The sequence below is a fragment of the Serratia sp. D1N4 genome (genome assembly GCF_054552755.1).
In genome coordinates, this window is record NZ_CM137274.1 from 3,234,087 (window position 1) to 3,252,758 (window position 18,672).

General features: G+C 52.0%; 19 protein-coding genes. 5 read left to right on the forward strand and 14 right to left on the reverse strand.

Features of this window, described 5'->3' with window-relative positions; genetic code table 11:
• Positions 1-132: 132 nt before the first annotated feature.
• The 10 genes from cheZ to flhD all read right to left on the reverse strand — a co-directional run bounded on the left by cheZ (position 133) and on the right by flhD (position 8,634).
• Positions 133-777: a protein phosphatase CheZ gene (gene cheZ / locus ACX1CU_RS14485; RefSeq protein ID WP_459398993.1), complete on the reverse strand. Its 645-nt coding sequence runs from the start codon at positions 775-777 to the stop codon at positions 133-135.
• Between the two features lie 12 nt (positions 778-789).
• Positions 790-1,179: a chemotaxis response regulator CheY gene (gene cheY, locus ACX1CU_RS14490; protein ID WP_459398994.1), complete on the reverse strand. Its 390-nt coding sequence runs from the start codon at positions 1,177-1,179 to the stop codon at positions 790-792.
• 32 nt (positions 1,180-1,211) lie between these two features.
• Positions 1,212-2,261, reverse strand: a complete 1,050-nt coding sequence (locus tag ACX1CU_RS14495; protein WP_459398995.1) for a protein-glutamate methylesterase/protein-glutamine glutaminase — start codon at positions 2,259-2,261, stop codon at positions 1,212-1,214.
• Positions 2,261-3,133, reverse strand: coding sequence for a protein-glutamate O-methyltransferase CheR (cheR, locus tag ACX1CU_RS14500; RefSeq protein ID WP_459398996.1), 873 nt, complete (start codon positions 3,131-3,133; stop codon positions 2,261-2,263). The genes ACX1CU_RS14495 and cheR overlap by 1 nt, the downstream gene beginning before the upstream one ends.
• Positions 3,134-3,175: 42 nt before the next feature.
• Positions 3,176-3,676 carry a chemotaxis protein CheW gene (gene cheW, locus ACX1CU_RS14505; RefSeq protein WP_459398997.1) on the reverse strand — a complete coding sequence of 167 codons (501 nt, stop codon included), beginning with the start codon at positions 3,674-3,676 and terminating at the stop codon, positions 3,176-3,178.
• Between the two features lie 30 nt (positions 3,677-3,706).
• On the reverse strand, positions 3,707-5,668 hold the full coding sequence (cheA, locus tag ACX1CU_RS14510; RefSeq protein WP_459398998.1) for a chemotaxis protein CheA: 1,962 nt from the start codon (positions 5,666-5,668) through the stop codon (positions 3,707-3,709).
• 4 nt (positions 5,669-5,672) lie between these two features.
• Positions 5,673-6,674, reverse strand: a complete 1,002-nt coding sequence (gene motB, locus ACX1CU_RS14515) for a flagellar motor protein MotB (protein WP_459398999.1) — start codon at positions 6,672-6,674, stop codon at positions 5,673-5,675.
• Positions 6,671-7,561, reverse strand: a complete 891-nt coding sequence (motA, locus tag ACX1CU_RS14520) for a flagellar motor stator protein MotA (RefSeq protein ID WP_459399000.1) — start codon at positions 7,559-7,561, stop codon at positions 6,671-6,673. The genes motB and motA overlap by 4 nt, the downstream gene beginning before the upstream one ends.
• Before the next feature lie 138 nt (positions 7,562-7,699).
• A complete protein-coding gene (flhC, locus tag ACX1CU_RS14525; RefSeq protein WP_459399001.1) occupies positions 7,700-8,281 on the reverse strand; it encodes a flagellar transcriptional regulator FlhC in 582 nt (193 codons plus the stop codon).
• A gap of 2 nt (positions 8,282-8,283) precedes the next feature.
• Complete coding sequence (gene flhD, locus ACX1CU_RS14530; RefSeq protein WP_459399002.1) at positions 8,284-8,634, reverse strand: flagellar transcriptional regulator FlhD; 351 nt, start codon at positions 8,632-8,634, stop codon at positions 8,284-8,286.
• Positions 8,635-10,209: 1,575 nt separating this feature from the next.
• On the opposite strand from flhD, the gene ydgT reads away from it, so the two are divergent.
• The 3 genes from ydgT to ACX1CU_RS14545 all read left to right on the forward strand — a co-directional run bounded on the left by ydgT (position 10,210) and on the right by ACX1CU_RS14545 (position 12,292).
• Positions 10,210-10,425, forward strand: a complete 216-nt coding sequence (gene ydgT / locus ACX1CU_RS14535; protein WP_037395775.1) for a transcription modulator YdgT — start codon at positions 10,210-10,212, stop codon at positions 10,423-10,425.
• A gap of 151 nt (positions 10,426-10,576) precedes the next feature.
• On the forward strand, positions 10,577-10,996 hold the full coding sequence (gene uspC, locus ACX1CU_RS14540) for a universal stress protein UspC (RefSeq protein ID WP_459399003.1): 420 nt from the start codon (positions 10,577-10,579) through the stop codon (positions 10,994-10,996).
• A gap of 261 nt (positions 10,997-11,257) precedes the next feature.
• The gene (locus ACX1CU_RS14545) at positions 11,258-12,292 is read left to right on the forward strand and encodes an NADP-dependent oxidoreductase (protein ID WP_459399004.1); all 1,035 of its coding nucleotides are present in this window, start codon (positions 11,258-11,260) and stop codon (positions 12,290-12,292) included.
• 56 nt (positions 12,293-12,348) lie between these two features.
• On the opposite strand, the gene sbmC is transcribed toward ACX1CU_RS14545, so the two are convergent.
• The 3 genes from sbmC to ACX1CU_RS14560 all read right to left on the reverse strand — a co-directional run bounded on the left by sbmC (position 12,349) and on the right by ACX1CU_RS14560 (position 14,378).
• A complete protein-coding gene (gene sbmC / locus ACX1CU_RS14550; RefSeq protein ID WP_459399005.1) occupies positions 12,349-12,816 on the reverse strand; it encodes a DNA gyrase inhibitor SbmC in 468 nt (155 codons plus the stop codon).
• A 25-nt stretch (positions 12,817-12,841) separates the two neighbouring features.
• Positions 12,842-13,684 carry a tryptophan 2,3-dioxygenase gene (gene kynA / locus ACX1CU_RS14555; RefSeq protein ID WP_459399006.1) on the reverse strand — a complete coding sequence of 281 codons (843 nt, stop codon included), beginning with the start codon at positions 13,682-13,684 and terminating at the stop codon, positions 12,842-12,844.
• Positions 13,685-13,844: 160 nt separating this feature from the next.
• Complete coding sequence (locus tag ACX1CU_RS14560) at positions 13,845-14,378, reverse strand: cytochrome b (protein WP_459399007.1); 534 nt, start codon at positions 14,376-14,378, stop codon at positions 13,845-13,847.
• A gap of 226 nt (positions 14,379-14,604) precedes the next feature.
• Between ACX1CU_RS14560 and ACX1CU_RS14565 the strand changes: the two genes are divergently transcribed.
• Positions 14,605-15,201 carry a hypothetical protein gene (locus tag ACX1CU_RS14565; protein WP_459399008.1) on the forward strand — a complete coding sequence of 199 codons (597 nt, stop codon included), beginning with the start codon at positions 14,605-14,607 and terminating at the stop codon, positions 15,199-15,201.
• 2 nt (positions 15,202-15,203) lie between these two features.
• A complete protein-coding gene (locus ACX1CU_RS14570; RefSeq protein ID WP_459402818.1) occupies positions 15,204-15,977 on the forward strand; it encodes a DUF3307 domain-containing protein in 774 nt (257 codons plus the stop codon).
• On the opposite strand, the gene mgtA is transcribed toward ACX1CU_RS14570, so the two are convergent.
• Positions 15,972-18,671 (reverse strand): magnesium-translocating P-type ATPase, encoded by a 2,700-nt coding sequence (mgtA, locus tag ACX1CU_RS14575; protein ID WP_459399009.1) that lies wholly within the window; start codon positions 18,669-18,671, stop codon positions 15,972-15,974. The genes ACX1CU_RS14570 and mgtA overlap by 6 nt on opposite strands.
• Position 18,672: the final 1 nt, after the last annotated feature.

Consider the following 18,672-nt stretch of genomic DNA (forward strand, 5'->3'; position numbering starts at 1 on the left):
AAGAATAGAATTGCCATCAGCATGGCAAAAAAATGCTGGTTTCATTGCGGGAATAACGGGGGAAAAGGCGGGTTATTTGCAGCATGAGGAGTGAGCCTTGGCCGTAAGCGCCCTACGGCCAAGGTTATGGCATCAGAACCCGAGGCTGTCGAGCAGGTCGTCCACCTGTGCCTGATTGGCGATCACCCCAACACCCTGCTGATCGAGCTGCGGGCCATTCAGCAGGTTGCTATTCGGCTTTTTCTCTTTAGCTGGCTGCTCGGGGATATTTTCCATCAGCACCATCAGCAGCTGTTTTTCGATCTCCTGCACTACGTCCAGCATGCGTTTGATCACTTGGCCGGTCAGATCCTGAAAATCCTGCGCCATCATGATTTCCAGCAACTGGGCGTTAGTGAAGGCGGTATGCTCCGGGACCCGATCCAGATACTGGCGCGTGTCGGTAACCAGTGAACGGGCATCTGCCAGCTCAATCGGATCGGCAAACCACGCATCCCAGCGCCCTTTCAACGCTTTGGCTTCTGACTCCAGCGCTGCCTGACGCGGTTGGGCCGCTTCTACGCAGTTGAGCGCGCGCTCCGCCGCCTGCGCCGTCATGGTGACAACGTAGTCAAGACGGTCACGGGCATCCGGGATCGCCTCTGCCGCTTGAGCGATCGCCTGATCGAGCCCCAGTTCACGCATGCTGTCACGCAACATGCGGGTCAGTTGGGCGATACGAAAGATGATCTCACCCGCTGTTGCGGCATCGCTGGTAGGCATTGGAATGTCTCTCATCGCCCTCTCCTTTTACATACCCAGTTTTTCGAAAATCTTGTTGAGCTTTTCTTCCAGCGTCGCCGCCGTAAAGGGTTTCACCACATAACCACTGGCACCCGCCTGAGCCGCAGCAATAATGTTCTCTTTCTTGGCTTCTGCCGTCACCATCAGTACCGGCATCGACGCCAATACGCCGTCGGCGCGAATGGTTTGCAGCAGTTCGAGACCGTCCATGTTTGGCATGTTCCAGTCCGAGACCACAAAATCAAAACCGCCAGCACGGAGTTTATTCAACGCATCGGCCCCGTCTTCCGCTTCTTCCACATTGTTAAAACCCAGCTCTTTCAGCAGATTTCTGACAATGCGGCGCATGGTGGAAAAATCGTCCACCACCAGAAATCTGAGATTCTTATCTGCCATGCTCACTCCTTATCATTGATTACTCAGCCGCATCAGATGCGCAGCGCCTGGCCACCGGCGATCTGCGCCAGCATGCGTTGGCTGATGCGATCCAGTTCCACCACCTCGCTGACGCCCCCGCTGGCGATCGCCTCACGCGGCATACCAAACACCACGCAGCTGGCTTCGCTTTGCGCCAGGGTGTAGGCTCCGGCGCGGTGCATTGCCAGCATCCCTGCCGCGCCGTCATGGCCCATGCCGGTGAGGATCACCCCCAGCGCATTACGCCCGGCAAACTGCGCCACCGAGTGGAACAGCACATCCACCGAAGGACGATGACGGTTGACCGGCGGGCCTTCGTGCAATTTGATCTGATAGTTGGCCCCGCTGCGCGCCAACTCCAGATGGCGATCGCCCGGTGCGATATAGGCATGGCCCGGTAGCACCCGTTCGCCGTTTTCGGCCTCTTTCACCGTAATCTGGCACAGCTTGTTGAGCCGCTCGGCAAACGAGCGGGTAAAGCCCGGCGGCATATGTTGAGTGATCAGCAACGCCGGGCTGTTGGCCGGTAACGGCTGCAACACCTGGCGAATGGCTTCGGTGCCGCCGGTTGAGGCGCCAATCGCCATCAGCTTTTCACTGCTCAGCAAGGGAGTATGACTGAGGATCTCCGGTACAGGAGCGTTGGAACGCAGCGGCAAACGGGCCCTGGCCGCCGTGCGGATCTTCTCGGCGATCAATTCGCTGTAAGCCAGCATGCCTTCGCGGATCCCCAACTGGGGTTTGGTGACAAAATCAATCGCCCCCAGTTCTAACGCCCGCAGGGTAATCTCCGAGCCTTTACCGGTCAGTGATGACACCATCACCACCGGCATCGGGCGCAAACGCATCAGTTTTTCGAGAAACTCCAACCCGTCCATGCGCGGCATTTCGACGTCCAGCGTCAGCACCTGCGGGTTGAATTTTTTGATCAGATCGCGCGCCACCAACGGATCCGGTGCGGTCGCCACCATCTCCATATCGGCATGGCTGTTGACAATTTCGGTCATGAGCTGCCGCATCAAGGCCGAGTCGTCTACGCTTAATACGCTGATTTTATTCATTACCTCTCCTTGGTCAGGCCATACACGGTCTGCCCGCGCAAGTAGAAATCCCGGCTGAGCTGGCTGAAGTTCTCGGAATGCCCGGCAAACAGCAGCCCGCCCGGTTTCAGCAGCGGCACAAAGCGGCGCAGAATGCGCTCCTGTGTGGCTTTATCGAAATAGATCATGACGTTGCGGCAAAAAATGGCGTCGAACGGCCCCGGTAGTTCCCATTCTACGGCCAGCAGGTTGAGCGGCTGGAAATGCACCTGCGCCACCAATTCTGGCCGCACCCGCACCAGCCCATGATGCGGCCCGGTGCCGCGCAGGAAATAACGCTGCTGCTGTTCCGGCGTCAGGGTGCGCAGATCTTCCTGGCGGTAAACCCCGGCTTCGGCCTTTTCCAACACCTGGGTATCAATATCGCTGGCCCACACCAGCGTGCCGGTGGCACGCCTTCCCAGCACTTCATTCAAGGTCATGGCGATCGAATAAGGCTCTTCCCCGGTCGAAGCGGCGGTGCTCCACACGCTGTAACCGTTTGGCCGTGAACGCGCATGCTCCGCCAAGATCGGGAAATGGTGCGCCTCGCGGAAAAAAGCCGTCAGGTTAGTGGTCAGGGCATTGATAAAGGCCTGCCATTCGGCGCTGTTGAGATCGCTTTCCAGCAACGCCAGGTAATCGCCAAAGCCTTGCAGATCGAGCATCCGCAGGCGGCGAACCAGGCGGTTATAAACCATTTCGCGTTTGTGCTCTGCCAGCACGATACCCGCACGCTGGTAGATCAACTGGCTGATACGCCGGAAATGCACGTCCGACAGCGGCAGCCGTTGCACCATCTGCGCCAGTATCGAAGTGGGCTCTCGGTTTGGCACTGAAACTGTATTTTTCATACCCTATCACCTGGGGGATTCATGCACGTTTTTTAATGGCATTTAGGCGCTTTTCGCCACGTTATCCATCAGCGACATTTCTTCGCTGCTCAACAGCTTTTCGATATCCACCAGAATCAGCATACGCTCGCCCAATGAGCCCAGACCGGTGAGGTATTCGGTGGCGAGCGTCACCGCAAACTCCGGGGCCGGGCGGATCTGATCGGTGGTCAGCGACAGCACGTCGGAAACGCCATCAACCACGATCCCCACCACGCGCTGGCCAAAATTCAGCACGATCACTACGGTGTTTTCATCATAAGACACCCCTTGCTGGGCGAACTTCACACGCAGATCGATAATCGGCACGATCACGCCGCGCAAATTGGTTACGCCTTTGATAAACGCCGGGGTATTGGCGATGCGGGTGACCTGATCGTAACCGCGGATCTCCTGCACCTTGAGGATATCAATGCCGTACTCTTCATTACCCAAGGTAAAAATCAGGAACTCCTGACCTACCGTTTCGCCCGCCAGTTTGCTGACCATTGCCAATCCAGCCATGTGGATCCCCTTAATAAGCTCAGTTAATCGTTATGCAGCCACGTCCGTCAGACGCTGTTCACGGTTCAACGTTTGTAACGCCGAGACATCCACAATCAGCGCGACGCTACCGTCCCCCAAGATAGTTGCGGCGGAGATCCCAGGGATTTTGCGGTAATTGCTTTCCAGGTTTTTCACCACCACCTGATGTTGGCCGATCAACTGATCCACCAGCAGCGCATAGCGGCGACCGGCGCTTTGCAGGATCACCACAATCCCCTGCGTGGCCTCGTTTTTTGCTCCGGCCACGTCAAATATTCGGTACAGCTCCACCAGCGGCAGATATTCACCGCGTACCTGTAGCACGCGTTCCCCTCCGGCCAGCGGATGTAAATCCTCCGTCTGGGGCTGGAGTGATTCCATCACCGCATTCAGCGGCAGAATAAAGACTTCTTCATTCACCTTGACCGACATGCCGTCGAGAATCGCTAACGTCAGCGGCAGCAGGATACGGATTGCGGTGCCCTTACCCGCCTGCGAATGAATCTCAACGTGACCGCCCATTTCCTGGATGTTTCTTTTCACCACGTCCATGCCAACGCCGCGGCCAGAAACATCGGTTACCAATTCAGCGGTGGAGAACCCTGGGGCGAAGATCAGCATACCCACCTCGTCATCCGTCATGCTGTCGCTCACCGGCAGGCCTTGCGCAGCGGCTTTCGCCAGGATTTTCTGGCGATTCAGGCCTGCACCATCGTCGGTAACCTCAATGCAGATATTGCCCCCTTGATGTTCAGCCGACAGGATCAGGTTACCCACTGCGGGTTTGCCTGCCGCCAGGCGCGTGGCCGGTTCTTCAATGCCGTGATCCAGGCTATTGCGCACCAGGTGCGTCAAAGGATCGATAATGCGTTCAATCAGGCTTTTATCCAGTTCGGTGGAGCTGCCCCGCAGCGTCAGTTCCACCTGTTTATCCAGCTTGCTGGCCAGATCGCGAACCAGACGCGGGAATCGGCTGAACACGTACTCCATCGGCATCATGCGGATCGACATCACCGATTCCTGCAAATCACGGGCATTGCGCTCCAACTGGCTCATGCTGTTGAGCAGACCGCCATGGTTAACCGGATCCAGCGAGCCTGAACGTTGCGCCAGCATTGACTGGGTGATCACCAATTCGCCCACCAGATTGATCAGTTGGTCAACCTTTTCTACCGCCACGCGAATGCTGCTGGATTCGCTGGCTTTGGCGCGCGCTTTCGGCGTTTCTGCCGCCGGGGAAAGTTGAGCCACTGCGGCAGATAGCACTTGCGGCTCTGGTTCGCTGGCAGTTGTGATCGGCAGCGCTGGCTTGGTGAACGCAATCTGTTCCGGCTCCAGCACAAAACACAGCACCGCGCTGATCGCCTCTTCGCTGGCTGAGGTCAACAGCGTCACTTCCAGGCTATTTTCACTCTGCTGTGGGTTCTGCACTTCCCCCAGATTGCCCAGCTCTTCCAGCATCAACGGAATTTCGTTCGGCTTCAGATCGCTCAAGCAGATACGCACACCCTCTTCGATCGCTTCGGGCACGAAGGTAGCGGTTTCTACGGCCAGTTTCGCTGCGGGCGCGCCCTGCTGTTGTGCTTCCAAAGCCAGTTGCCGCAGTGCCTGACAGATATATGCAAAACTTTTGCTATCAGGCTGTTGCGAGGTTTTATAGGCATCCAGTTGTTCCTGCATAATGTCTTTGGTTTCCAGAAACAGGTTGATAATCTCGGTGCTCAAACGCATTTCCTGACGCCGGGCACCGTCCAGCAGATTCTCCAGCAGGTGGGTGGTTTCCTGCAGGATGGAGAAACCGAACGTGGCTGCGCCGCCTTTAATCGAGTGCGCGGCGCGAAAGATCGCATTCAGCGGCTCAAGATCCGGGGCCGATGGATCCAACTCCAGCAGGTGCTGCTCCATATCGGCCAACAGTTCGTCTGCTTCATCGAAAAAGGTCTGATAAAAAGCGCTAATGTCCATGCTCACGGGGTCACCTCGGCGGTAAGTCGCGGTTAGTCGGTAAAGTGGTGGCAGGTGCGGCCGGGATCGCTGTTGTCGGCCCAGCAGCGCTGGCAACTGGAGCCGCAGGTTCCGGCGTGGTCACGGCATCCTCTGGCAGCAGTGACTGCACGCCCTCGGGCTGGCTGATTTCCGTCGCGTTGCTCTCCGCATTCTCCTGCTCTATGTCCTGCTGGCTCTCTTTGTTCAGCACCAAGATCGTGATACGCCGGTTGATGGCATCATCAGCGCCGTGCGCTTTCAGGCTCATGGTCGATGCCATGCCAATCACGCGCAGTACTTTTCCTTCGGCCAGACCACCGCCGATCAACTCACGCCGTGAGGCATTGGCGCGATCGGCTGAAAGCTCCCAGTTGCTGTAATAGCGCTCACCGGTGGCATAGGGCAGATCGTCGGTATGGCCCGCCAGGCTGATGCTGTTCGGCAAATCGTTCAGAATTGGAGCAATGGCGCGCAGGATATCGCGCATATAGCTTTCAACCTGGGCGCTGCCGGTCTTGAACATTGGTCGGTTCTGGCTGTCGATAATCTGAATGCGCAGCCCTTCGTTCATCATGTTGATCAGCAAATGCGGGCGCAGAGTTTTCAGGCGTGGATCGGACTCAATCAATTCATCCAGCTTTTCGCGCAATTTGTTTAACCGCAGTTTCTCTGCCTGTATTTCAGATGAATCCACCGGCTTTTCCACTAACCCTTGCTGCTGGGTAGGATCGTCACCCCCTCCGGGGATCAGGCTGCTCTCTGCGCTGCTTTTGTTACCACCGCTCAAGGCCACTTTCAGCGGCGTGCGGAAATATTCGGCGATCTGCGTCAACTCCTGCGGGCTGGCAATCGCCAACAGCCACATCACCAGAAAAAACGCCATCATCGCCGTCATAAAATCGGCGTAGGCAATTTTCCAGGAACCACCATGATGGGCGGCATGCTGGGCTTTACGCTTTCTGACCAGAACAACCGGGTGATTTTGCTTCATGCGTCCTGCTCTTCCGTCTCTTGCGGCGCTGGCGCTTTCACCCGGCGCACATGCTCTTCCAGTTCGACAAAAGAAGGACGCTCAGTGGTGTACAGCGTTTTACGACCAAATTCGACCGCGATCTGCGGAGCATAACCGTTCAGGCTCGACAACAACGTCACTTTGATGCACTGCATCATTTTGGTGGTTTCCGCGCTCTTCTGGCGCAGCAGCGTAGCCAACGGAGAAACAAACCCATAGGCCAGCAGAATGCCAAGGAACGTCCCTACCATGGCGTTGGCGATCAAGGCACCCAACTCGGCGGCCGGGCGATCGGCCGAGGCCAGCGCATGAACCACACCCATCACGGCGGCAACAATGCCGAAGGCCGGTAACGAGTCGCCGACCATCGCCAGGCTGCCCGCAGGCACTTCGCTTTCCTGCTCAAAGGTTTCGATCTCTTCATCCATCAACGCTTCAATTTCAAATGCGTTCATGTTGCCACTCACCATCAGCCGTAAATAGTCGGTAATAAATTCCACCAAATGGTTATCGGCAAGGATGCGGGGATAATTAGAGAAGATTTCACTTTCCTGCGGATTATCGATATCGAACTCGAGGGATAACATGCCCTGTTGGCGGGATTTGGCCAGTAAGCGATACAGCAATGCCATCAGATCCATATACAGGTCTTTGCTGTATTTTGAGCGGCGCATCAGTGTGGGAATGGCACGCAGCGTGGATTTAATCGCTTTACCGTTGTTGCCGACGATAAACGCACCCAGGCCTGCCCCACCGATAATCAGGAACTCTGCCGGTTGATAGAGCGCGCCAAGATGGCCGCCGACAATCATATAGCCGCCAAATACCGCCGCCAGCACCACGAGATAACCCAAGATAACTAACACACATATTCCTTAAATTCACAGAATGGAAGCTGAGGTCAGCATGGAGGAATGACACAGACGCAGCACGGGCCATTCCATGGCCCCGGTGTGCCGGGCTCCTGCGTTTCACTGCTGTTTTTTGGTTTCAGCAAGCCTGCATCAGACCGCGCGTTTAACCTGTTCTTCCAGCAGTTGAGGAGTAATATCGGCCAGTTGCGGAGAAAGTTTACGTCTTTTTACTGCGCGGGAAGGAGGTTGGCATAAACTGCAGACAAAGCTGTTAAGGGGTTGGTAGGCATGGGTGATGAAGGTGCCGCTACAGCAATTACAGGCGGAGAGTTGTAGCATGCCGCTGTCGACAAAGCGCACCAGCGTCCAGGCGCGGGTCAAAGCCAGCAGTGGCGCTTCACCCGGTTGCTGCGGGCACTGCTCCAGATACAGGCGGTAGGCTTTGATAACCGCGTCCACACCCCGACATTGCCCACTTTTCAGCAGGAATCGATAAGCGTTGTAAAACATTGATGAATGAATGTTTTGTTCCCAAATCATAAACCAGTCGGTTGAGAACGGCAGCATACCTTTAGGTGGCGGGCTGCCACGTAACTCCTTATAAAGTTTTATCAACCGCCCGCGACTGAGTTGCGTTTCGCTTTCCAGCATCTGCAAACGCGCGCCCAAAGTGATTAACTCCATGGCGAGTTGAATGTCTTTAGCTTCTTGAACAATACTTTTATCGCGCATAATCAGGCTCTTTTCTTCGTCGAGCTACCGCTTTTAGCCGATAACCCTTGCAGTAGATGGCTTGATAGCAAAATACCCGTGTGGATTTGTTGCAGATCGTCCACTCGGGACTCTTTGGTCAGGCGTTCAATAGTATTGTGATCGTTGAAACGGAAATGGCAGACCAATTGATTGGTTTCTGCCAATTTGACCATTTGTGGCAACGTGAGTCGCGACAATGCATCGGCCATGGTTTCATCGATCCCCAGGCGAAACATTGCAGACGCCTTCTCATCATTTATTAGCCGTTGCGCTAAAAGTAAATAGGATAAGTTGATATCATAAATATGTTTAAGTAGTTCCGACGTGCCCATATTTTCCATCCCGACAGACTATGTTTAAAAACATACGCTGGGTGATAAATTTATCGCCCGTGACTTGGGTTTATTCCCTAAGTTGGCAAACAGATCTCTTCATGCCAGCCATGGCAGTGCTGAAGCCTACTCCATTAGGGCTTTACTCAGTATTCGATATGTATCTAAATCAGAATGTCCAGATAGATAGCACTGGGTTTCATAGTGTTTCTGCCATGAAACTATTTTACAAATTGATAAGATTATTCCCAGCTAAAATATCACTCTACCTCTGAACCTTTAGCATACACAACTTGGGCTACCTGCCATTTTAAAAAAAATGCCATACATATCACAAAAATAAAAAATATCTGAACCTGACATCAACGCCTGGGATGTTTTTTGAACTATTTTAGCTCAAAAAGTAACCACTGGTAAAAAATGATCTTAAAAACAACGTTTATTCGCTAAAAAACACTCTTTTCTAGATTAACTCGAACAAAAGCTTTACCAAAGTCAAATGACAGAGAAAAAACCCTAAAATATAAAATAAACACTTTTAAAACAAAAAGTTAAGGCATTGGAATGGAATTATAGAGAGAGGTTAACGCTTGAAAACTGTAGGATTTATCGTCCGCCAGCCTTCACTCAACATGGAGAAAACCCGCACGGCTTCCATTTTTCAGAGGGTTATCATTTATAAAAGGTGACGTTTTCGCCTTTTAACAAGAAAACAAAGGTAACTAAATGTTTCATTTAAAGGAAAAGTACCAACATCACATAAGAATAATCGCAGATTTAAAAGGCGAAAACGGTTATCATGAAAACAATGTAAATTTTGACCTTACTTTTATTATTTTCATATTAATTCTACTTGCAGGTAAAATTCATAGCATCTGAATTTTATTAATAATAAATAAACAGTGCAGATTTAATTTTATCTCACTATTTACCTAATTAAATAATGGGATCTTTTCATGTGTTTTCACTTGCATGCATCAAATAATTTGAACGATATGTCCGATAAATTATAAAATGCGAATCATTTCCACTCCGCTAATAAGCTGACTTAGCGTTATCTGTATCTGATACCGTCATTCCAATGGTAGTATTTCTCTTCTGGAGCCATTATCCGAAAGGGAAAATGACACGCTAGCCTAACAAATCTTGTTGGGGTGGTTATCAGGCCAGAAACCCGTCGTGATAAATGTCACTGCACTGGCAGTTTAAACAAGATCGCAGCAGAGCGGTGCTTCGCGTCGTTTAGCTTATAAGCTGGCCTCAATGAGGTTTAAAGGCAGAATCCTCGCCTAGACACAGGCCAGATGCAAAATGACCGAAAAAAACCTCTGGGCTGCTCTTAAGATAATCCCTAATTAATGTTTTATGCACTCAGGAATATTGCCGACATGACGATCACATATTATCATTCTCAGTGCGCTAACAACGCCATGAGGAATATTTCATTGCAGCGCGTTCCGTTTGTTCATTTTTCTTTGTTTGTGTCTGGCGGCGCATCTCTGCTCACGGTTATCCCGTAAGCAGGTGATGTTTTTATTTACCGGCTTAAAACAATTTACAGGCTATATTTCAACCATGACTCATACCATCGATTATCTGATGACATTTCGTAAATGTTCCAGTTTGGACAGTCTAGAAAAAGTCTATGACAAGCTAAATTACTCCATAACCAGTGATAGTGAAATGAGTAGCATGTACCGCGCAGCCGATCATCGCCGCGCAGAATTGGTCTCAGGAAAGCTGTTCGACTTAGGAAAAGTACCGAAATCACTGTGGGCACAGGTTCTTTAATTTCCCGCTATTACGCGCGCTTCTTTTTTATCTTTTATGGCGGATTTTTTTGCCTGGCTCAAGATTTGCTGTCGCGCGTGATACGAAACACATTTATTGGACTGCCAAAGCTCTACCCTTTTAGCAAGTAATCGAGCTATAGGAGTCGAACATGGGATACCACAACGTGTTGGTAGCGGTAGCAGTGGCGGCAGACAGTCACCGGCTGGTAGAGAAGGCTGTTTCTATCGTGCGCCCTTATAATGGGCAAATCACGCTGGTGAGCATGATCGCCAATCCCGAGATCTATAACAACTTCGCGGGCCCAATGCTTGGCGACCTGCGTGCGTTGATGGAGGAAGAGACGCTGCTGTTTATGGAGGAGCTACGGCTGCGTACCGATTACCCCATCCACAATACCCGGATTATCCACGGCGAACTGGGTGACTGCCTGACTTATGCCAACCAGCGGCAACCTTTTGACCTGGTCATTTGTGGCAACCACAGCGACAGTATGCTGAACAAAGTCACCTGTTCTGCCGCGCGCTTTATTAATACCAGCAGCATTGATGTGTTGATCATTCCACTGTAACGGATTGGCAATCGCAGTATCATTTCCCCCTCATTGATAATCGCCAACAGCAATTATCACGCAAAAGGCATCAATTCTTTTATGGTGCAATGCTAACTCACGACAGTAAATGGCGATAAGGTAAGCTCGTTAAGTGATAAATTATTTCTCTTTAGAATGAAAGCTCCCTGCTGGCAATAAGCCTATGCGCACATATCGTAATTCCCCATTGCTGCATATTGGTTAGACTGATAATCCTACTCTGTCGCCAAGGAGCACCCGATGTCTCAGCAACAGCACCAGAATCGCCGCTTCGTTTTAGCTTCTCGTCCGCACGGCGAGCCACACGCAGAAAATTTCCGTCTGGAAACTACCGAGATACCACAGCCCGCAGCAGGCCAATTATTGTTGCGCACCGTCTACCTTTCGCTCGATCCTTATATGCGTGGCCGTATGAGTGATGCTCCCTCTTACGCGCCACCGGTGCAAATCGGGCAGGTCATGGTCGGTGGTACGGTATCCCGCGTCGTCTCATCACAGCACCCTGATTTCAAAACCGGAGATTGGGTATTAGGTTACGACGGCTGGCAAGACTATGCGCTGTCAGAAGGACAAGGGCTGCGTAACCTGGGAGCCAAGCTCGATCACCCTTCCCGCCTGCTTGGCGTGCTGGGTATGCCGGGGTTCACTGCTTACATGGGGCTGTTGGACATCGGTCAGCCACAGGCGGGGGAAACCGTGGTGGTTACCGCTGCCAGCGGTGCCGTAGGTTCAGTGGTGGGCCAGATTGCCAAATTGAAAGGCTGCCGCGTGGTCGGCGTTGCCGGTGGTGAAGAGAAATGCCGCTATGTTGTTGATGAACTAGGTTTCGATGCCTGTCTCGATCATCGCTCCCCCCATTTTGCAGAGCAACTGGCCACCGCTTGCCCACAAGGCATTGACGTTTACTATGAAAACGTCGGCGGTGCAGTATTCGATGCGGTTATCCCCTTACTTAACACTAAAGCGCGCATCCCGGTCTGTGGCGTAATCGCCCAGTACAATGCCACCGGGTTACCCGATGGCCCAGATCGGTTACCGCTGCTGCAAGGCCTGATTCTGCGCAAACGTATCAAAATGCAGGGCTTTATTATCTTCGATGACTACGCCCCACGTTTTGGTGAGTTTTTACAGCAAATGCAGGAGTGGGTCAGCCTGGGTAAAATCAAATTCCGTGAAGATGTGGTAGAAGGATTGGAGAACGCTCCTCAAGCCTTCTTTGGCCTGCTACAGGGGAAAAATTTCGGCAAGCTGGTGATCCGCGTGGGTGAAGAGTAACGACATGATCAGGGCGCTCTTGCGCCCTGATACAATCAATCGGATATTACCGTTCGTCAGGCTTTCTTCACCGTCTGATAAATATCAAGGTCAAAATAGCCATCGGCTTCGTTGTCGTTGAGATAGTGTTCGTAGCAAACGCCGTCTATCGGTTGATAGCCGCTGGCAGGCAATTCCTTCTGATAAAAATTGCCCCATGCCGCCTCAAAATCGCCGTCAGTGATCCGCACGTGGTAGATCGCATACTCCCCGGCCGGTAAAGTTTGTATAGACAGCGCTTCACTGCCCACCGGTAACGTAAAATCTTCTGCGACTGTAAATACCACATCGGCACGCTGCCTTTCTGGGGCGACTTCAGCGGGATCGTCCCAGTACAGCACCAGCCATTTCCCCGCAGGGATCCCATGCTGTTTTTGCCATGCCATTAGGCGCTGGCATCCTGGTGGGATGGATTGCGCATAAGGCCCGACAACCCGTAACCCCACCACCTTTTCTGCTGCCTTCTGTTCAATTCTTATGGCCATCACCCTCTCCTTTTGTCATTAGTGGTCAGGAACCAATTTCGGTCCGCACGTCCAATAGTTCCGGGAAAAAGGTCAGCTCCAAGGCTTTTTTCAGAAAACTGACACCGCTGGAACCCCCGGTGCCTGATTTAAACCCGATGATTCGTTCCACCGTTTTCATATGGCGGAAACGCCACAGATGGAAACTCTCTTCTATATCCACCAGCTTTTCCGCCATTTCATAGGCTTCCCAATGAGTTTGTGGATTATCGTAGATCTGTTTGAACACGGGTAACAAGTCTGGATTACGCTGATAAGGTTGCGTCCAGTCACGTTCAATGCACGCCTGCGGAATGGGTAAACCCTGGCGAGAAAGGTAAAGCAGGTATTCATCGTACAAGCTGGGCGCTTCCAGCAGCGTTTTTAACGCAGCATGTTTTTCTGCATCTGCGCTGAATACCGCCAGCATCGCCGCATTCTTGTTACCGAGCAAAAACTCAATTGAACGATATTGGTGGGACTGAAAACCCGAGGAGTTGCCAAGTACCCCACGGAACTCGACATACTCCGATGGCGTCAAGGTTTCCAATACCGCCCACTGCTCAAACAACAGCCGCTGGATTTGCTTCACCCTGGCCAGGATTTTAAAACAATGACTGAGCTTGTCCTGCTGAACCAACAGCCGTGCGGCCTGTAGTTCGTGCAGCATCAATTTCATCCATAATTCAGACGTTTGATGCTGCACGATAAACAGCATCTCGTCATGATGCTGAGGGTTGGAAAGAGGTTGTTGGCAGACCAGTAACTGATCCAGGCACAGATAATCGCCATAGCTCATGCGCTTGGAAAAATCGGTGACAATGGTGCCTTCTAATTCCCGCTGATTCATCTGTTCTCTCCCTGCGCTCCGCAGTGTGGAAACGCGCTGCTGGTTAGCAAAACGAGAGAAAACAATAGTCCATTTTTGTAACACACACGTAACAATCGACCAAAGATGCCTTGCAGATCACATGCCGGTTTATCCCAGCGAGCTAAACGCATTAGATCCTTTACTTTTTACCCGGCATCATTCTGATCAAGGTGTTATCCAGCATAATGTAGTGATGAAACAGCGCTCCGACCGCATGAATACCGACAATAAAGTATCCAACATCCGCAACCAGCTCATGGATTTCCTTCAGATTATGCTGGATGTCGGTATTCGGCAGGCCCGCAACCGGCATCGGATATGAGAGAAATGACCATTCCACGTTGCCATAATATAGCGATAAGCCCCCCAGCAGCGGCAGGCAGATAAACATCAGGTAAAGAATGCCATGGGTCGCTTTGGCTAAACGGATCTGCCAGCGTGGGGGCGGTGGTATGATCTCCGGGTCTTTATAGGCAAACTTGAGGGCAACACGCATTAACATCAGGATCAGTACCGTAATCCCAAAGGTATAATGCAGCGTTTTCATCCACTCCCTCATATTGCTGCCCTTAGGGGCAATCCCTTTCAGCTCCATCACGGCATAGGTGAGTGCCACCAGAATAAAAATCGCCCAGTGGAAAAAGATCTGACTCGGTGCAAACTTACGTTTCATGCTCCCCCCTCTCGTCTCAATATTCAATCTACGCCTAATATAGCCCTGTTAAGTTAAATCCACATTAAGAGCCAATAAAAAGCTATCACGGCTGATGGCGATCGCCTGGAGAAATTCGTATCCAGAGACGAATTGTTATAAAATTCGCCTTTAAATACGAATATTTGACAAATTCGCCTTTGGATGCGAACTTATTGTGACGATTTCCTCTCTTGCTGGCCAAAAAATGAAAGCACAAATCAGCGTAATCACCGGCGATTTGGTGAATTCGCGGCAGGTTGATACAGCGAGTTACATCGCCCATCTCGATGGTTTGCTCTCAGAACTGCAACAGGCCAACTACCTGCAGCAATACAACATCTTTCGCGGTGACAGTTTCCAGCTAGTTTCGAAGCCAAACCAGGGATTATTTCTGGCAGTGTATATCCGCATAGCACTGCGGGCGGTAGATGCCGTTCATTGGGATGCCCGGCTAGCGATTGGCCTGGGAACCCGGCAGACGAAAAACGCCGGTTATGGCAGCGCATTCCTCAACTCCGGCAACTCTCTGGATAACATGGCAAAAAATTGCTATCTGGCTCTGAAAACCGACAATGAAAAAATCAACGTTATTGTCAGCGATCTACTGCCAATGTTAGATCATGTCATTGGCCGCTTGTCACAGACCGAAGCTAAAATTGTCCAGACCCGAATGTTTACCGACACCAACAAGGGCGTAGCTACAGCATTACAGAAAGCCACCTCAACGATATCTGCCACCTTAAAACGAGCAGCCTTCGAAGAGATCATGCGATTTATCACGGCGATAAACAGGATAACCTAATGATGGATTTAACCTACGCCCCACTGTTGATCTGGCTGCTGGTCGTGCATCTGGTTACCGACTTTCCCTTACAGCCACTCAGTTGGGTCAAGGATAAAACCCAAAATCGCAGCCGTTCACGTTTCCTATTGTTGCATGCCCTGCTACATGGTGCGCTAGCAGCCTTTGTCATCTCTGTATTTGGATTGCTGCACGGCAGGTTATCATCGCTAGACGTGTTAAGTACTCTCCTGATAATCAGCATCAGCCATTACTTGATCGACTTGATGAAAGTCACTTGGCTAACCCGTATGAACCCGGTAGGCAGTCTTTTACTCGACCAGAGTTTGCATCTGGCCGTTATCCTGTGCCTGTGGCTGCATCTCAGCCCCAATGCAGGCATATTGCTGTATACCGCATGGCAACAGATTTCTGGTTGGCAACTTAGCCTGATGCTATTGGCCTATCTACTGATTTATACGCCAATGGGTATTCTGATTGGGCAGCTACTGGCGCACTGGGCACCGCAAATGCCGCTCAGTGCCAAAGCCGATAATGATTCGCTGCTACGCGCCGGTAAGCAAATTGGTTATCTGGAAAGGACGTTGATTCTGACGTTTGTGCTGATCGGCCAGATACCGGCCATCGGTTTTCTGCTGGCAGCAAAGTCTATTTTTCGCTTTGGCGATCTGCGGCAAACAGGGGATAAAATGCGTACCGAGTATGTGCTACTCGGTACGCTGTTTTCTTTTACGCTGACCATTATGTTAGGTCTGCTGGTGAAGAAATTGTTATAGCCACTCCCCGAAACGGCGGATGTAGAAACGTTTCATCAACTGTGCTACCACACAGTAGCTAACCAGCGTTGCCGCCAACCAAGGGAAGTACTCCCAAGGCAACGGTTGTAGCCCAACCCAGGCCCCGAGCGGTGAGAACGGGATATAGATACCGAGCGCCATAATCAGCCCAGTGGTCAGCAACACGGGCAACGCTGCCGTGCTCTGGATGAACGGGATCTTCTGGGTACGTAACATATGTACCACCAGCGTTTGTGATAACAGCCCTTCAATGAACCAACCAGACTGGAACAGTGCCTGATGCTCTATGCTATTGGCGGCAAATACGAACCACATCAGGGCATAGGTGCTGATATCGAAAATAGACGATGTTGGCCCGATCCACAGCATGAAGCGGCCAATGTTCTTAGCATCCCACTTACGGGGTTTGCGCAGGAACTCTTTGTCCATCTTGTCCCACGGCAGCGACAGTTGGGAAATGTCATACATCAGGTTCTGCAATAGCAGGTGGATCGCCAGCATCGGCAGGAAAGGAATAAATGCACTGGCTACCAAGACCGAGAACACGTTGCCGAAGTTGGAACTGGCGGTCATGTTCAGGTATTTGACGATATTACCGAAGGTTTCGCGCCCTTTGATCACCCCTTCTTCCAATACCATCAGGTTCTTTTCAAGCAGGATGATATCGGCCGACTCTTTAGCAATGTCAGTCCCGGTATCAACGGAAATCCCCACGTCGGCATCGCGCAGCGCTGGAGCATCGTTGATGCCGTCCCCCAGGAAACCGACGGTATGGCCGTTGGCTTGCAACATCCTCAGTACGCGTGATTTCTGCAACGGCGTCAGTTTGGTGAATACCGTGCGCTGTTCTACTTCACGCGCTAGCCGAACATCATCCATCTGTTCGATTTCCAAGCCCGAAAGCGGCTCCCCTGGCTCCAGCCCAACATCACGACAAATCTTGCAGGTGATCACCGGGTTGTCGCCGGTCAACACCTTCACCGCTACGCCATTTTCCTGTAATGCCGCAATCGCTTCCTGTGCACTTTCTTTCGGCGGATCGAGGAAGGTCAGCAGCCCTTCAATCACCAGATCGCGCTCGTCCGCCACGCTGAGTGGCAGCGTGCAACCTTCATGCCCCAGATCGCGGGTGGCCAACACCAGCACGCGAAAACCATCTTCGTTGTACTCGCAGGCCAGCGCCTGCAAAGCAGCGCGGCGTGCATCATCAATTTCCAGCACCTGCTGCCCTTCGCGCACGTGGGTGGCGATTTCCAGCATCTCTTCCACCGCCCCTTTGCAGATCAGCAACTGACGCTGTTCTTCATCCTGTACCACAATGGATAGGCGGCGGCGCACGAAATCAAACGGCAGTTCATCCACTTTGCTGTAGCGCCCAAGCGCTTCAACGCCCGGTTTACCACGCCCGAAGCGGATCACCGCCTGATCCATCAGGTTTTTCATCCCGCTTTGATGGAAGCTGTTCAACCAGGCCAGATGCAGTACATGATTATCTTTGTTGCCGTTCACATCCAGATGATGCTCAAGGATGATACGATCCTGCGTCAATGTGCCGGTTTTATCGGTACAGAGTACGTCCATCGCCCCAAAGTTCTGAATGGCATTCAGGCGTTTGACCACCACCTTGCGGCGCGCCATGGCAATAGCGCCTTTCGCCAGGTTGGAACTGACAATCATCGGCAGCATTTCTGGCGTCAGGCCAACGGCCACCGCCAGTGCAAACAGCGCAGCTTCTGACCAGTCCCCTTTGGTGAAACCGTTGATCAGCAGGACAATAGGCACCATCACCAGCATAAAGCGGATCAACAGCCAACTGACGCTGTTCACCCCCCGATCAAACGCGGTTTGCGAGCGGGAACCGACGATCGATTTCGCCAGAGAACCGAAATAGGTACGGCCACCGGTCGCTACCACCACTGCCGATGCGGTACCACTGGCAACGTTGGTGCCCATCAGGCAAATGTTCGATAGTTCAAGCAACTCAATTTCGCTGGAAGCATCGATTTCAGTCGATTTCTGGCTGACGCTACCCAATGCGTCATATTTCTCGATCGGGATCGCTTCCCCGGTCAAGATGGCCTGGCTGATAAACAGATCGCGAGAACTGAGCAAACGTACATCCGCTGGCACCATATCCCCGGCGGAAAGTTGGATAATGTCACCCGGAACCAATTCACGGATAGGGATTTCCACTACCAGTGCCTGAGCGCTGAAACTGCTGCGGCGCAACACCGTGGCGGTAGTACGCACCATCGATTTCAGCGATTCGGCAGCTTTGTTGGTACGGTATTCCTGCCAGAAACGCAGCAAACCGCTCAGCGTCACCATCACCAGAATGATGATCACGCCGGTGAGCTCAGTTTCTTCACCGTGCCCGGCCGGAAGCCAATAGTCGGTAAAGAAACTGATCCCCGCCAGCACCATCAAGACAAAAATAAACGGGTTATTAAACGCGCTGACTAATTGCACCAACGCATGGGGAGCTTTCTCGTGGGCCACCTGATTGGTGCCAAAGTGTTGCAAACGCTCTTGAGCATCTTCCTGGGTTAATCCGGTGCGGCTACAGTTCAAATTTGCCAGCGTCTGATCGAGGCTGTTCTTTGCCTCAAGCGCGATGGCATAAGGTTCGCGGCTTTTATCACGGCGACGTGCTTTTTCTTTAATATAGGTCATA

Bases quoted from the DNA above. Each gene is read 5' to 3' on its own strand.
- cheY (WP_459398994.1), bottom strand. From the start codon at position 1,179: ATGGCAGATAAGAATCTCAGATTTCTGGTGGTGGACGATTTTTCCACC.
- cheW (WP_459398997.1), bottom strand. From the start codon at position 3,676: ATGGCTGGATTGGCAATGGTCAGCAAACTGGCGGGCGAAACGGTAGGT.
- sbmC (WP_459399005.1), bottom strand. From the start codon at position 12,816: ATGGCCATAAGAATTGAACAGAAGGCAGCAGAAAAGGTGGTGGGGTTA.
- mgtA (WP_459399009.1), bottom strand. From the start codon at position 18,671: ATGACCTATATTAAAGAAAAAGCACGTCGCCGTGATAAAAGCCGCGAA.
- ACX1CU_RS14495 (WP_459398995.1), bottom strand. From the start codon at position 2,261: ATGAATAAAATCAGCGTATTAAGCGTAGACGACTCGGCCTTGATGCGG.
- cheR (WP_459398996.1), bottom strand. From the start codon at position 3,133: ATGAAAAATACAGTTTCAGTGCCAAACCGAGAGCCCACTTCGATACTG.
- ACX1CU_RS14570 (WP_459402818.1), top strand. From the start codon at position 15,204: ATGGATTTAACCTACGCCCCACTGTTGATCTGGCTGCTGGTCGTGCAT.
- flhD (WP_459399002.1), bottom strand. From the start codon at position 8,634: ATGGGCACGTCGGAACTACTTAAACATATTTATGATATCAACTTATCC.
- ydgT (WP_037395775.1), top strand. From the start codon at position 10,210: ATGACTCATACCATCGATTATCTGATGACATTTCGTAAATGTTCCAGT.
- ACX1CU_RS14545 (WP_459399004.1), top strand. From the start codon at position 11,258: ATGTCTCAGCAACAGCACCAGAATCGCCGCTTCGTTTTAGCTTCTCGT.
- flhC (WP_459399001.1), bottom strand. From the start codon at position 8,281: ATGCGCGATAAAAGTATTGTTCAAGAAGCTAAAGACATTCAACTCGCC.
- ACX1CU_RS14565 (WP_459399008.1), top strand. From the start codon at position 14,605: ATGAAAGCACAAATCAGCGTAATCACCGGCGATTTGGTGAATTCGCGG.
- cheZ (WP_459398993.1), bottom strand. From the start codon at position 777: ATGAGAGACATTCCAATGCCTACCAGCGATGCCGCAACAGCGGGTGAG.
- ACX1CU_RS14560 (WP_459399007.1), bottom strand. From the start codon at position 14,378: ATGAAACGTAAGTTTGCACCGAGTCAGATCTTTTTCCACTGGGCGATT.
- uspC (WP_459399003.1), top strand. From the start codon at position 10,577: ATGGGATACCACAACGTGTTGGTAGCGGTAGCAGTGGCGGCAGACAGT.
- motB (WP_459398999.1), bottom strand. From the start codon at position 6,674: ATGAAGCAAAATCACCCGGTTGTTCTGGTCAGAAAGCGTAAAGCCCAG.
- kynA (WP_459399006.1), bottom strand. From the start codon at position 13,684: ATGAATCAGCGGGAATTAGAAGGCACCATTGTCACCGATTTTTCCAAG.